Origin of the sequence: Streptomyces cavernae (assembly GCF_004023625.1) — a bacterium.
Classification (GTDB): Bacteria; Actinomycetota; Actinomycetes; order Streptomycetales; family Streptomycetaceae; genus Streptomyces; species Streptomyces cavernae.
In genome coordinates, this window is sequence record NZ_RPDJ01000014.1 from 80,067 (window position 1) to 92,847 (window position 12,781).

Sequence of the window (12,781 nt, forward strand, 5' to 3'; positions counted from 1 at the left end):
CGACAGAGGAGTTGGCCATGAGCTGTACGACCTGCATGCCCAGGAAGCCTTGGGACCTCTCGTTCCTGGCGGAACCCGAGGAAGTGGCGCCCCTCCGACGCATCATGCGGCTCCACCTGGGACTTTGGGGCCTGTACGAGGTGATCGACGCGGCCCAACTCTGCGTCAGCGAACTCGTCTCCAACGTCATCACCCACGTGGGCCGCGGCACGCCGACCACGCTCGCGGTCTCCATGAAGAGCAGCCGCCTTCGCATCGAAGTCCACGACCCAGACACGCGTGCTCTCCCCATGCTCATCGCAGTGGACAACGACGCCGAGAACGGCCGAGGCATGACTCTCATCGACGCAACCGCAGACTGCTGGGGCGTCCAACTCCTGGCGGACCGGAAGGTGACGTGGTGCGAGCTCGGCACCGGGCTGACCACATGTGGCGGAGGCAGCGCAGACCCCCGCGTCGCTAAGGCCCATGGATGGCTCGACCTCCACAGCGGAGGAAAACTACCGCCTCCAGCCGGCCCGAGTCGGTTTAAAGTGCTCGCGGCGGAGGAGACCGCGATTACTGCCATCACGGACCTCCTCCACTGGCTTCGGGCGCAAGGTTGCGACCCTGACGAGGTTCTGGACCGAGCGCAGACCCGATGCGAAGCTGAGTGGCACGTTAACCCGCGGCAATAGCTGAGTACGTCCACACATCCGGCGGGATCTTGTGCCTCAGCTTCCACGTGATGGCCATCGGCTTGCTCCCCTCGTGCTCCTCGTACTCGGCGGGGCCGAGGAGTATCCACGGTTGAGGTCCGCCGATGTCGGTGCTCTTGTAACGCCTCACGAAGAGCAGTACGTGGCTGCCGTCCCTGACGTGGTGTTGGTAGCGGAGCCCAGTGGGGGAGGTGTTTGAGGTTTGATTCTGGGACTCCCAATGGAAGCGGGTCTCGCTGAGCGCGTAGTCGTGGTAACGGGTTTGTGGGGAGAAGTCTTTCTCGTCCTTGTCCAGGGTGATGAGAAGAGCATCGGTCTTGATCGACTCACACCACTTCACGCCTTCCCGGAAATCACCCGGCATAAATCCACCGATAACGGACTGGCTGAGGGCAGGGAGGATCTCCTCGCGGCTGTAAGAAGCGTGCACGGTCAGGGGCAGCCCGTGCGGTTCGCCAATCCCCATGAGGGGGATCGGAACGTGCTCGGTGTGAGCGAGGTTGTACTGCAACACCTGGCGCAACTCGCTCCGGAAGGCTTGCTGCTTACGGAGTGTTGCAAAGCCGGCGTCGTACGTCGCGAAGCCCTTACGAGTTTCGCCGCCGAGGGGCCACAGTTGGAAGAAGAGCATCCGGGCGTATGCCTGGGCCTGCTCGTCGAGTTCATTGTAGGAAGGGGCGTCGTCTTCCAGCATCCGTGTGTACGCCGCGACCCGTAGCGGATCGTCTACGTGCAGGAAGGCGGAGACGCGCTTGAGGATCGCGGCCTCTCCTACCGGCACCTCGCCCTTCAAGAGGCCAGACCGGCGCAATAGCCCAGTCCATGAGTTGCCATTGCCGCGGTAGAGCTCTTTGAGTTCGCGGCCGCTCTCGTCGAGGTAGCGGCTCAGCTTCGGCTCGGCGAACACAGCCACCTCGCGGGCCAAGGCCGTTACGTTGATGCCGATCTGATCCTTGATGTTCGCGATGATCGTGTTCCTGGCCTTCTCCTCCAGGATGATCTGGCAGCCGGACGGCAGCTTGGGGAAGCCCTGCTCGATGTTGTCGAGGAGCCGCTTCCGGGTCAGGTTCGTCAGGGCGCGGAACTGATTCTCGAAGCGGAACTCTTTGCGATGCTGGCCGATGAAGTCCAGAACGGTCAGCACCGCTTTGCCCTCGGTACGCCGGAGACCTCGGCCGAGCTGCTGCAGGAAAACCGTCGCACTGGAGGTGGGACGCAGTAGTAGAAGCGTGTCCACGTTGGGTATGTCGAGCCCTTCGTTGAAGAGGTCGACCGAGAAGATCACCTGCAACGTTCCCGATGTGAGCTCATCCAGCGCCTGCTTACGTTGCTCTGGGGGAGTGTCGCCAGACAGGGCTACGGCGTTGAGGCCGGCGGCGCGGAAGTACTCTGCCATGAAGTGTGCATGCGCGACCGATACGCAGAAACCCAGTGCTCGCATGGCGCCTGGCTCGGCGATCTTGTCCCTGACCGCCTTCACGACCAACCGAGCCCGTGCGTCATTGCCGGTCAGTACATTGCTCAACGCGTTCGTGTCGTACGCACCGCGCTTCCACTCCACCGCACTCAAGTCGGTGTTGTCGCTGACGCCGAAGTAGTGGAATGGGCTGAGGAGATCGTTCTCCAGAGCCTCCCAGAGGCGCATCTCTGCCGCGATCCGACCCTCGAAGAACTCGTCCTGGATGTTCCTGCCATCCATGCGCTCAGGCGTGGCTGTCAGTCCCAACAGCTCCAGCGGCTGGAAGTGATCAAGGATTTTCCGGTAGGTAGGCGAGGTTCCATGGTGGAACTCGTCGATCACGATCACGTCGAAGTGATCAGGATCGAGCCTGCCCAGCGCTCTCGCGTTCAAGGACTGGACGCTGGCGAAGACATGCGCCCAACGTTCCGGGATCTCTCCGCTATGAAGCGATTCGCCGAAGTTCGCGTCTACCAAGACGTCTTGGTAGGTGCGCAGCGACTGCTCCAAGATTTCCCTGCGGTGGGCGACGAACAGTAGGCGCAGATCGCGGCCATGCTTCTTTCGTAGTTCCTTGTAGTCGAGTGCGGCCATCACGGTTTTTCCGGTGCCGGTCGCGGCGACCAGCAGATTCCTGTGCTGATCATGGATCTCGCGTTCGACCTCCAAGCGCTCCAGCATGTCGCGCTGATGAGGATAGGGCCGTACTTCAAGGCCGGAGAGGGTGATCCTGCGGTCCCCTGCTGATGCCGAGGATGAGCCCCCTGCGATAGCAAGTGCTTCCTGGAGGCGACTTCCGTCGATGTGAGGGTCGTATGACTCAAAGGATGGATCGTTCCAGTACGCCTCGAAGGTCGCCTCGAACTTTCTCAACACGTCCGGTGTGGCGACGGAGGAGAGCCGGACGTTCCACTCCAGCCCGTCGAGGAGGGCGGCCTTGGAGAGGTTGGAGCTACCGACATACGCCGTGTCATAGCCGCTCCGCCGACGGAAGAGCCAAGCCTTGGCGTGCAGTCGCGTTGACCGAGTCTCGTAGTTGACCTTGACCTCAGCGTTGAACTCCTGCACCAGTCGGTCCAGCGCACGCCGCTCAGTGGCCCCGATATACGTGGTCGTGATGACGCGTATAGGCACATTCCGCTCGTGGGCTGCCTTCAGGGACTGTTCGATGATCCGCAGTCCGTGCCACTTCACGAAGGCGCAGAGCAGGTCAACACGGTCAGCAGTGGCCAGTTCAGCACGTAGCTCGAAGCCCAGGCTGGGGTCTTCCGGGGCATTGGTGATGAGTGCAGTGTCGGAGAGGGGGGTGGCGGGACGGACAGCGAAGACACCTGGGGCTTCCTGCCGTGTCAGCGCCAGGAGTTGGCGAGGGCCATCGGCCACTAGATCCACCCACTCCTTTGCCCCCTCGAGTGTGCTGATGGACTCCAGGATGTGGTTGGCCGCGTAGACCCGCTCCTCAGAAGGGATGCCTTGGAGTACGCGCCGTACGGTGCGGGCGACGTGCAGTGCCAGGATGTGCGGTACCGACTCGGCGCCGACGGCCTCGCTGACCGGATGCCACCCGAGGGCCGCGAGTTCCTTCAACTTCTGCTCGAACCGCAGCGTGATGAGCTCCTCGTACACGCCCGCAACAGGATGTGACAGATCCGCTGACTCGGACACGCTGCTCCCCCTTGGTTACTCAGGCAACTGTGCCCATGTGTAACAGGGGCCACTGACATCGAGCATTGTGGGGCCGATCTGCGAGCGGGATGCGCAGTAATCGGTCAACTTTGCCTATTGGTTTGACATTGCTGATCGATGTAGATCGATCATGGGCGCATGGAAATCGAACGAGTCATCGGCCACATTGAAGGCATCGCCCCTGGAGCGATCTTCCATCGGCGGGCGGATGTGTTGGCAGCCAAGCTGCACCGCACCAACCGCAATGGCATTTCTTGGCTCATAGATGAGGACGGCTGCAAGGTCGGGGACGCCATAGTGCTTCACGGTGGATATGAAGACGACGAGGACCACTGGACGTGGGTGAGGTATACGGGTGCCTCGCCGGACAAGGACAAGGGGGAAGGCGGGAAGCTCCTCCGAAGTCAGTCGTGGGACTACGAGGACAACGCTGCCCTGAAGCACAGTTATGACCGCAAATATCCCATTCGCGTAATTCGCGGCTATAAGAGAGACCCTAAATACTCGCTCGCGAATGATTACCGCTATGACGGCCTCTACGAGATCACAACTATCCGCACGGCTGTCTCCAAGTCGCCTGCACCGGATGGATCACAAATCAAGATCTGCCAGTTCGATCTGCATCGCCTGCCTGATCCTGTCCAGGAACGGACCCCGTAGAGCGCACGGGGGGCGCGAGTTGTTGCGTCCTGACCGCTGACTACGCGCCTATCAAGATTGAGCAACGGGAGGCCACGCACCATGACGATCCCCGCACCACTCGCCTGGACCGCCGAAGGCCTGGCCTTCCTTCTCGAGCTGGTGGCGCTCGCCGTCCTCGCCTGGTGGGGTTTCACCTGGCCCGGCTCGCGGGTGGCCTCCGTAGTGCTGGGGCTCGGTGCTCCGCTGCTCGCCGCCGTCGTCTGGGGAGCCTTCGCCGCGCCTCGGGCCACCTACAGCCTGCCCCTGGCGGGGGTGCTCGTCGTGAAGGCGGTGGTGTTCGGCGCAGCTGTCCTCGCCCTCGTCGCGATCGGGCACCGCAACCTCGCCCTGTGGTTCGGCGGCGTCGTGGTTCTCGACACGGTGGTGGTCACGCTGCTGCGTGCTGCCGAGTGAGGATCTCCGTCGGCGCGTGCAGTCGGGCGTGGCCGGTGTGGGCCCCGGGCCTCTTCGCTCACGAGCTCGCTACAAGAAGGACAAGGCCCCGATCCCCAGCCCGAACAGGAGGAAGGAGACGCCCCAGATCAAGCCGGCCGTCGCCGAGTAGGACACGGTGCCGGGGGCGCCGCTGTTCGTGTGGATGACGACCGCTCTGCGGGGGTCCCTCGGGTCGTAGCGGAGGGTGACCGGGACGCCGGGCTTGAGTGGGTGCTGCTCGGGGTTGAGGGGCGCGCGGCGGTAGGTCTGGGTGGCGGGGGCGCCGGGCTGGTCGATGGGTGGGGCCTGGTAGCGGATCTCAGGTTGATGGACCGTGGTTCCTTCCTGGCGGGGGCCGCGTACCACTTCGCCGTTCGTACGCACGCCACGCACGCCGAGCCGACGCACGGCGCGGCGTGCCCGGAGGGCGAGGCGGGTGACGTGCACCCCCATGCCGAACCAGAACGCCGCGAAGATGAGTGCGAACGTGAGCCAGGGCTGTTCCACGCCGTCAGGCTCCTCCCGTCAGGCTCCTGCCCTCCCTCGGCCTTCAGGCTCCCGTCAGGCTCCCGCCCTCAGGCTCCCGCCCTCAGGCTCCCGCCCTCAGGCTCCCGCCCTCAGGCTCCCGCCCTCAGGCTCCCGCCCTCAGGCTCCCGCCCTCAGACGTCAGGCCCCGTCCCCGTGGCACTCCCCGTAAACCCTCCCCGACCCGCACCAGCAGGACGCCCCCCGCTGCGGCGGCCAGGCCACCGCGCGCCCCCGCGCTGCCAGCGTCGTCGCGTACTGGGGGAGCAGGGTCGGGTCGGACGGGGATGCGAGTTCCGAGGCGGCGAAGGCCTCGTACGACGGGAGTGTTCCCGAGACGATTCCCAGGTTGGACGTGCCGGATGACGCCAGCTCCCTCAGCGAGGCCTCTATCGTCGCCAGGTGTTCCTCGTGGGACGGGTACTCCGTGAGGAGCGTGGGGTACGACTCCACCAGTTCCGAGAGTTCGTTCGCCGGCCAGTGCAGGACCGCCACCGGGAAGGGGCGGGACAGGGCCTCCCGCGCCGCCGTGAGTTCCGACTGGAGGCGGGCGATCTCCGCCTGGAGTTCGGCCGGGTTGTCCGAGCCGAGCGCCCAGACCCGTTTCGGGTCGTGGAGCTCGTCCAGGGAGACCGGGGCCTTGTGGAGGGTGTCGGCCAGGGTGTCGAAGTGGTCGTGGGGCACGCCCAGCATGCGGCGCACGCGGTGGCGGCCGAAGAGGAGGGCGTGGGTGGAGTAAGGGGGGTCCGTCACGTCGGACAGGAGGAGGGTCGCGCCCTGGGTGAAGGTCTCCTGCGCCTGCTCCAGCTCGTCGTGGGCTTCCAGGGCTTCCGCCACGATCACCCACGGGGCGGGGTCGCGGGGCGCTTCGGCCCGTACGCCCTCGATGATCGCCCTGGCCTCCGCCTCGTGGCCGTACTCCCAGAGGTTCGACGCCTTGAGGGCGCGTACCAGTTGGGGGCTCTCCAGCGGAGCCGCGGACTGCAGCAGGCGGTCGTAGAGCGTGCTGGCGGCGGCGCGGTCGCCGGACAGTTCGAGGTGGGCCGCGGCCTGCAGCAGCAGGTGTTCGGCGTCCTCGGGGTAGCGGGCGGCGGTCCGCTCCAGGCGGGCCACTTCGGCCTGGTGGTCGACGTGCTCGGCAGAGGTGTCGGGGCGCATGGGGGACACCGTACTGCCGTCAACTGAATAAGGAAGAGAGATTCGCAGGCCAGAGCGGCACCAGGGCGACAGAGGTCCCCCTGGTGCCGTTGATTCCGTTTTCTCCCCCCGGTTTTTCTCGTGATCCTTCCCCGGTGTTCACGGTCGCGGCAGTGGGTTACCTCAGACCACCACCCCGTCCACCTCCAGCGTCTGCACCGCCCCCGCCGCGAACGGCACGCTCACCGACTTCCCGCTCAGGTACGTGTCCGAGCGGGCCGTGTAGAGGTCGCCCGTCCCGGAGGTGAGCGTGTTCCAGCGGCGCACCAGGCCGCCCGTTCCGCCGGTCACCGTGGTGAAGCGGGAGAGGTCGAAGGTGAGGGTCTGGGCCGAGGTGGAGGTGTTCACGGCGACGATCACCAGGCGACGGGCCGAGGTGTTCAGTGCGGCCGCGGCGTAGCTCACGCCGGTGTCCAGGATCGTCATCCCTGGGCGGATGTGGCGGCTGAACTGGGCCATCACGTAGTACTTCGTCTGGACCGTGGTCGGCTGGAGCGTGTTGGCGTCGTACGCGATCATCGCCCAGCCCGTCGTCGGGTCCATCACCTGCCAGTAGACCCAGGCGGTCGGGTGCAGCCAGCGGAAGTCGTAGCAGAGGTTTCCGGCCAGCGTCAGGCCGGTGCCGTCGGCGTCGCCCGTCTCGGAGTTCCACAGTTTCTTGCCCGACGTCGTCACCACGTCGGTGTAGAGGAGGTCGCGGCGGCCGCCCGCGCCCTGGTAGCCGTGCACGTTGACCTGGTTGACCAGGGCCTTGGACGAGGACGGGAACGCCGCCCACGTCGAGCGGGCGGTGTCGTAGTTGGTCTCGTCGGAGGCGGAGATCCGCACGCCCGTCAGTCCGCGCTTGTCCAGTTCGCTGCGCATGTACGGCAGCACGGCCGCCTGGACCGTGGCGTCCATGTGACAGCCCTCCTGGGTGCCGGTGGCCGTCCACCAGTTCGCCGAGGGCTCGTTGAAGGGGTCGACCGTCGCGAAGTTCACACCCCAGTTGTTCTTCGCGTACAGCGCCACGGCCGCCAGATGGGAGGCGTGCTGGCGGTAGTTCCAGGACTGGAGGTTGTTGCCGCCGCCGGAGGCGCCCGACGGGTTGTGGTTGAGGCACATCCACCACATCGGGGAGTTGGCGAACAGTTCGGTGGTGGCGCCCCGCGCGACCGCCTTGGTCAGGGCGGCGCGCTGGGTGGCGTCCGCGGTCCAGTCCCAGGCCGAGGACGTCGGGTCCTCGTTGTTCCAGTTCTGCCAGTAGCCCTCGATCTGCTTGAAGCCGGGGATGTTGGGGGAGGCGACCATGCTCTCGCCGTTCACGCTGTTCCAGCTGCACGCGCCGAGGTTGTAGCGGGCGATGTTCAGGCCCAGGCCGGGCAGGGTCCGGCCGTTGTACGTCACCGACTTGGTGGTGAAGAAGATGTCCGCGAAGTCGTCCCGGGCGCCGAACACATTGGCCCACCAGGCCAGGGAGGTGCCCCAGCCCTCCCAGTTCCCGTAGGTCCGGCCCGGGTTGACGGCGATGGTCGCGTCGGCCCGCGCGGTGCCCGTCGCCAGGGCGCTTCCGAGCAGCGTTCCGCCTGCCGCGGTCAGCAGGCTTCTTCGTCGGATCATGGTCTCGTCTCCGTCCCACTCGAATGCCGGTCGTCCCGCCGGCTGCCGGTCGTCCCTCCGGGGGTGGGTCTGTTGCGCGCATGCCATGGAAGCCCCTGAGGGGGAGGGGGCTTGGGAGGGTCACTGGGCGGAAAGAAGCATCGGGGGTGGCGGGCGAGGTTGTCGAGATGCCTGCAACGGTTTCTTATGACCGTTGTGAGAAGGGTGATCGGAAGTCCGCCCCGTCGAACAATCTGACGATCCTGTATAACGGCAAGCAGGACCGGCACAGCATCGAGGAGAGGAAAGGAGGCCCACCGTGGCTCGTCCCTGGCTGAACCTGCGTCCCGCGGCCGCGCTGTTGATCCTCCTCCTCGAAGTAGCCCTCCTCGACACCGGCAGCCTCACCGCCGCCGTCGCCGTCGCCGCGACCACCGCGGCCGGCTCCGCACTCGCCCTCTGCGCCGTCATCGCCGCGCGCTGCGCCCCGGCCGTACCGCCGACACGGGTGCGGACGGCCATCCGCGACCGTGAACACCGCACGGCCTTCCTGCCGCAACGCGATCCCGACGCCTCGGGCCGGACGCGTCCGCGAGCACCCGGGCGTGCCCTCCTGACGGCCGCCGCGTAGCGGACTCCCCCTCCGACAAGGGCCCCGCCCCGCGGGTGGCCGTCGCGCCGCATGTCCTAGTGCCGCAACAGGCAACGTCCGCCCCGTCGCGATGCCCGGCACTCCCCCAAGCTCTTCGAGCAGGGGGTGCCCCCAGAGCACGCACCGGACGCCGCTCCTTACCGGGCAAACGTTGCCTGCCGCAGCACCAGTCCGTGGCACCGGCAACCCCGGCGCCACGGAACTCCCGGCACGACGAGACCCCGGAGGGCTCACCCATGTCCGTCTTCGCCAGCCTGGTCGAGCACTTGGCCGACCTGCTGCAGCCGCTCTTCCACGCTTCGGCGGTAGCCGTCGCGATCATCCTGTTCACCGCTTTCGTACGGCTCCTCGTCCACCCCCTGTCCCGGGCCGCGGCACGTGGGCAGCGGGCCAAGGCCAGGCTCCAGCCGCAGATCGCCGAACTGCGCAGGAAGCACGGGAAGCACCCCGAGAAACTGCAGCGGGCGATCATGGACCTGCACGCCAAGGAGCAGGTCTCGCCGCTGGCCGGATGCTTGCCGAGCCTGATCCAGCTGCCCGCCTTCTTCCTGCTCTACCACCTCTTCTCCAACTCCTCGATCGGCGGGGAGCCCAACTCCCTGCTCGACCACAAGCTGCTCGCGGCCCCGCTCGGGGACCGATGGACCGACGCGCTGGCAGAGGGCGGGCCGTTCGGTGCGCACGGCCTGGTCTATCTCGGGCTCTTCGCGGTGGTCGTCGCGGTCGCGACCTTCAACTACCGCCGTACGAAGCTGATGATGGCGGCCTCGCCGATGCCCATCGCCGGGGCGGGCGGGGACCAGCAGGTGCCCGGGCTCGGCGCGATCACCAAGATCATGCCGCTGATGTCCTTCTTCACCCTGATCACGGTGGCCGTCGTACCGCTGGCCGCCGCGCTGTACGTGGTGACCAGTACGACATGGAGCGCGGTGGAGCGGGCGGTGCTCTACCGCGACATGCCCGGCGCGGCAGGCGCGACCGCCCTCGCCGCATGAGAAGCGCAGGTTCTCGTCGACGGGTATTGCGGACGGGCCCTCCGAGATCAGAGGATCGACGAGACATCCGATGGCTGCACCGGGAGAGAGACCATGAAGCTGCTGCGAGTGGGTACGGCGGGGGCGGAGCGGCCGGCGCTGCTCGACGCCGACGGGAACCTGCGCGATCTGTCCGGGCTGGTGCCGGACATCGACGGGGCGCTGCTGGCCGACGCCGCCGCACTCGGGCGGATCCGGTCGGCCGCCGACTCCGGCGAGCTGCCCGTGCTGGACGCGGAAGGGCTCCGCGTCGGGCCGCCGCTGGCCCGGATCGGGAAGATCGTTTGCATCGGGCTCAACTACCACGACCACGCCACCGAGACCGGTGCCGAGCCGCCCGCCGAGCCGGTGCTCTTCATGAAGGCGGCGGACACGGTCGTGGGCCCGCACGACACCGTCCTCGTCCCGCGCCGGTCCGAGAAGACGGACTGGGAGGTGGAGCTCGCAGTCGTCATCGGCCGCACGGCCCGCTACCTCGAGTCGCACGAGGAGGCGCTCGCGCACGTCGCCGGGTACGCGGTGGCGCACGACGTCTCCGAGCGCGAGTTCCAGATCGAGCGGGGCGGTCAGTGGGACAAGGGCAAGAACTGCGAGACGTTCAACCCGCTCGGGCCCTGGCTCGTGACCGCCGACGAGGTCCCCGACCCGCAGGCGCTCTCCCTCAGGCTCTGGGTCAACGGCGAGCTGAAGCAGGACGGCAGCACCTCGGATCAGATCTTCCCGGTGGCCGAAGTGGTGCGCTACCTCAGCCAGTTCATGACGCTCTACCCGGGCGACGTGATCAACACCGGAACCCCGGCGGGTGTGGCGATGGGCCACCCGGAGCCGAAGCCGTACCTGCGGGCCGGTGATGTGGTGGAGCTGGAGATCGCGGGGCTGGGGCGGCAGCGGCAGGAGTTCAAGGACGCGTAGCGCGCCTCCGCCGGGTCAGCGGTCTGCCGTGCCCGGCGGTACCACCCAGCGGGTGGCCTGGCCGGTGATCGAGGCGATGGTCTCGTAGTCGCCGTCGTAGTGGAGCACTGTGACGCGGTGACGCTCGGCAGTGGCGGCGATCAGCAGGTCGGCCATGGACAGCGAACGATGGACACCCCGGGCGAGAGCTTCCCGCTGGACAGTGAGGACGCGGTCCCAGACCTCGTCGGGTGTTGGCAGTAGTTCGAAGCCGTACAGCAGGAGACGGATCCGGTCGCCGTCGGCCTTGTTGCGCGCGCTGTAGACCAGTTCCCACTCGACGGGGGCACAGATGGCCAGCAGGCCCCGCTCGTCCAGGTCGTCCAGCACGGCGGCCACTGTGCTCTGGTTCCAGCGGGCCAGGGCGGACTTGTCGACGAGGAACCGTTCGGTCACGCGACGGCTCCGCCCCTGTCCGAGGAGTTCTCCCCGTCCGTGGCGCTTGCCGCGTCCGCGCCCTTGGGGCCGGTGGAGGCCACGATGTCACTGAAGTCGAACTCGCCCGTCTTGATCGCCTCAGCGAACTCCCGGCGTAGATGGCGCTTCACCGCGTCTTCCATCGCCATACGAACGGCCTTGGCCTTTATGGTCGTGCCGTAAATACGCATGGCTTCGGCGACCATCCGGTCATCGAGGTCGATCACGGTCCGGGACATGCGCGGGCCCTCCCTCAAGACAGGTGAACACTTTCAACGATATCGTTCACCAGGGTGATGCGATATCGAATGAGTGTCACAGGCGTGAGTGTCACAGGTGCACGGTGATTCCCTCGCGCGCCGACCGCCGCGCCGCCTCCAGCACGCCCAGGGCCGCCGCGGCCTGCGACGCCGGAACGGGGTTGTGCCCGGGGCCCTCGCGCAGGGCCGCCGCGACCGCCGCGTAGTACGCCGGGTACGCGCCCGGGAGAGTCGGTACGGGGTGGCCGCCGCCGGTCAGCGGTGACTCCCCGGCGCCCAGGCGGCCCCACATCTCCTCCGGTTCCGCGCCCCACTCCTGGTCGGCCATCGCAACCGAGTCGGCCGCCGGACGCCGGCCCTCGCGCAGCGCAGCCTCCTGCGGATCCAGGCCGTACTTGACGAAGCCCGCCTGCGAGCCGAGCACCCTGAAGCGCGGGCCGAGCTGGGGGGTAATGGCGGAGACGTACAGATGTGAGCGGACCCCGCCGGTGTGGGTGATCGCGATGAACGTGTCGTCGTCGGCCTGCGCGCCCGGGCGGCGGACGTCCACCTCCGCGTAGACCTGGGCGGCGGGACCGAAGAGGACCAGGGCCTGGTCGACGACATGGCTGCCGAGATCGTAGAGCAGACCTCCGATCTCTTCCGGGGCACCGGACTCGCGCCAGCCGCCCTTCGGCTGCGGGCGCCAGCGCTCGAAGCGGGACTCGAAGCGCCGGACGTCGCCCAGTTCGCCCTTTTGCAGCAGGTTCTGGACGGTCAGGAAGTCGCCGTCCCAGCGGCGGTTCTGGAAGACGGACAGCAGCAGACCGCGCTCGTCCGCGAGCCGGTCCAGTTCCCGGGCCTCGGCGGCCGTGCCCGCCAGCGGCTTGTCCACGACGACCGGGAGGCCCGCCTCGAGGGCCGCGGTGGCGATCGGGACGTGTGTCTTGTTCGGGGAGGCGACCACGACCAGGTCCAGCTCATCGGCTCGGCGCAACAACTCGTCGGGGGTTTCGGCGAACCGGATTCCCGGGTACTCGGAGTGCGCTTGGGCCCGGCGCTCGGGGTTCGCGGTGACCACCGTGTCCAGGGTGAGGCCCGGGGTGGCGGCGATCAGCGGGGCGTGGAAGACGGAGCCCGCGAGACCGTAGCCCACCAGGGCCACGCGGAACGGGGAGCCGGAGCCTGTGCCAGTCATGTGTCCACTTAAGCAACGCTGTTGATTAAGT

The 12,781-nt window shown here is 67.2% G+C and carries 13 protein-coding genes; 6 read left to right on the forward strand and 7 right to left on the reverse strand.

Annotated elements, in window-relative coordinates; all coding sequences use genetic code 11:
* Nucleotides 1-17: 17 nt before the first annotated feature.
* Nucleotides 18-677, forward strand: coding sequence for an ATP-binding protein (locus EF387_RS23885; protein WP_238431658.1), 660 nt, complete (start codon nucleotides 18-20; stop codon nucleotides 675-677).
* Here the strand turns inward: EF387_RS23885 and EF387_RS23890 are convergent.
* Nucleotides 661-3,822, reverse strand: coding sequence for a DEAD/DEAH box helicase (locus EF387_RS23890; protein WP_128378659.1), 3,162 nt, complete (start codon nucleotides 3,820-3,822; stop codon nucleotides 661-663). The two genes, EF387_RS23885 and EF387_RS23890, sit on opposite strands and share 17 nt — an antisense overlap.
* A gap of 159 nt (nucleotides 3,823-3,981) precedes the next feature.
* On the opposite strand from EF387_RS23890, the gene EF387_RS23895 reads away from it, so the two are divergent.
* Both EF387_RS23895 and EF387_RS23900 read left to right on the forward strand, forming a co-directional pair.
* Nucleotides 3,982-4,503 carry a YDG/SRA domain-containing protein gene (locus EF387_RS23895; protein ID WP_128378660.1) on the forward strand — a complete coding sequence of 174 codons (522 nt, stop codon included), beginning with the start codon at nucleotides 3,982-3,984 and terminating at the stop codon, nucleotides 4,501-4,503.
* Between the two features lie 81 nt (nucleotides 4,504-4,584).
* On the forward strand, nucleotides 4,585-4,938 hold the full coding sequence (locus EF387_RS23900; RefSeq protein WP_128378661.1) for a YrdB family protein: 354 nt from the start codon (nucleotides 4,585-4,587) through the stop codon (nucleotides 4,936-4,938).
* A gap of 69 nt (nucleotides 4,939-5,007) precedes the next feature.
* On the opposite strand, the gene EF387_RS23905 is transcribed toward EF387_RS23900, so the two are convergent.
* From EF387_RS23905 to EF387_RS23915, 3 genes are all read right to left on the reverse strand, one after another.
* The gene (locus EF387_RS23905) at nucleotides 5,008-5,466 is read right to left on the reverse strand and encodes a DUF3592 domain-containing protein (RefSeq protein WP_128378662.1); all 459 of its coding nucleotides are present in this window, start codon (nucleotides 5,464-5,466) and stop codon (nucleotides 5,008-5,010) included.
* Between the two features lie 159 nt (nucleotides 5,467-5,625).
* Nucleotides 5,626-6,642 carry an SEC-C domain-containing protein gene (locus EF387_RS23910; protein ID WP_128378663.1) on the reverse strand — a complete coding sequence of 339 codons (1,017 nt, stop codon included), beginning with the start codon at nucleotides 6,640-6,642 and terminating at the stop codon, nucleotides 5,626-5,628.
* 162 nt (nucleotides 6,643-6,804) lie between these two features.
* On the reverse strand, nucleotides 6,805-8,280 hold the full coding sequence (locus EF387_RS23915) for a glycoside hydrolase (RefSeq protein ID WP_128378664.1): 1,476 nt from the start codon (nucleotides 8,278-8,280) through the stop codon (nucleotides 6,805-6,807).
* 298 nt (nucleotides 8,281-8,578) lie between these two features.
* On the opposite strand from EF387_RS23915, the gene EF387_RS23920 reads away from it, so the two are divergent.
* The 3 genes from EF387_RS23920 (at nucleotide 8,579) to EF387_RS23930 (ending at nucleotide 10,857) form a co-directional block, all read left to right on the forward strand.
* The gene (locus tag EF387_RS23920; RefSeq protein ID WP_128378665.1) at nucleotides 8,579-8,890 is read left to right on the forward strand and encodes a DUF6412 domain-containing protein; all 312 of its coding nucleotides are present in this window, start codon (nucleotides 8,579-8,581) and stop codon (nucleotides 8,888-8,890) included.
* A gap of 257 nt (nucleotides 8,891-9,147) precedes the next feature.
* Nucleotides 9,148-9,906, forward strand: coding sequence for a YidC/Oxa1 family membrane protein insertase (locus EF387_RS23925; protein WP_128378666.1), 759 nt, complete (start codon nucleotides 9,148-9,150; stop codon nucleotides 9,904-9,906).
* Between the two features lie 93 nt (nucleotides 9,907-9,999).
* Nucleotides 10,000-10,857 carry a fumarylacetoacetate hydrolase family protein gene (locus tag EF387_RS23930; protein WP_128378667.1) on the forward strand — a complete coding sequence of 286 codons (858 nt, stop codon included), beginning with the start codon at nucleotides 10,000-10,002 and terminating at the stop codon, nucleotides 10,855-10,857.
* Between the two features lie 15 nt (nucleotides 10,858-10,872).
* Here the strand turns inward: EF387_RS23930 and EF387_RS23935 are convergent, their stop codons facing one another.
* The 3 genes from EF387_RS23935 to EF387_RS23945 all read right to left on the reverse strand — a co-directional run bounded on the left by EF387_RS23935 (nucleotide 10,873) and on the right by EF387_RS23945 (nucleotide 12,750).
* Nucleotides 10,873-11,292, reverse strand: coding sequence for a PIN domain nuclease (locus EF387_RS23935; protein ID WP_128378668.1), 420 nt, complete (start codon nucleotides 11,290-11,292; stop codon nucleotides 10,873-10,875).
* Complete coding sequence (locus tag EF387_RS23940) at nucleotides 11,289-11,552, reverse strand: type II toxin-antitoxin system VapB family antitoxin (protein ID WP_128378669.1); 264 nt, start codon at nucleotides 11,550-11,552, stop codon at nucleotides 11,289-11,291. Before EF387_RS23940 ends, EF387_RS23935 begins: the two co-directional genes overlap by 4 nt.
* A gap of 91 nt (nucleotides 11,553-11,643) precedes the next feature.
* The gene (locus EF387_RS23945) at nucleotides 11,644-12,750 is read right to left on the reverse strand and encodes a Gfo/Idh/MocA family protein (RefSeq protein ID WP_128378670.1); all 1,107 of its coding nucleotides are present in this window, start codon (nucleotides 12,748-12,750) and stop codon (nucleotides 11,644-11,646) included.
* Nucleotides 12,751-12,781: the final 31 nt, after the last annotated feature.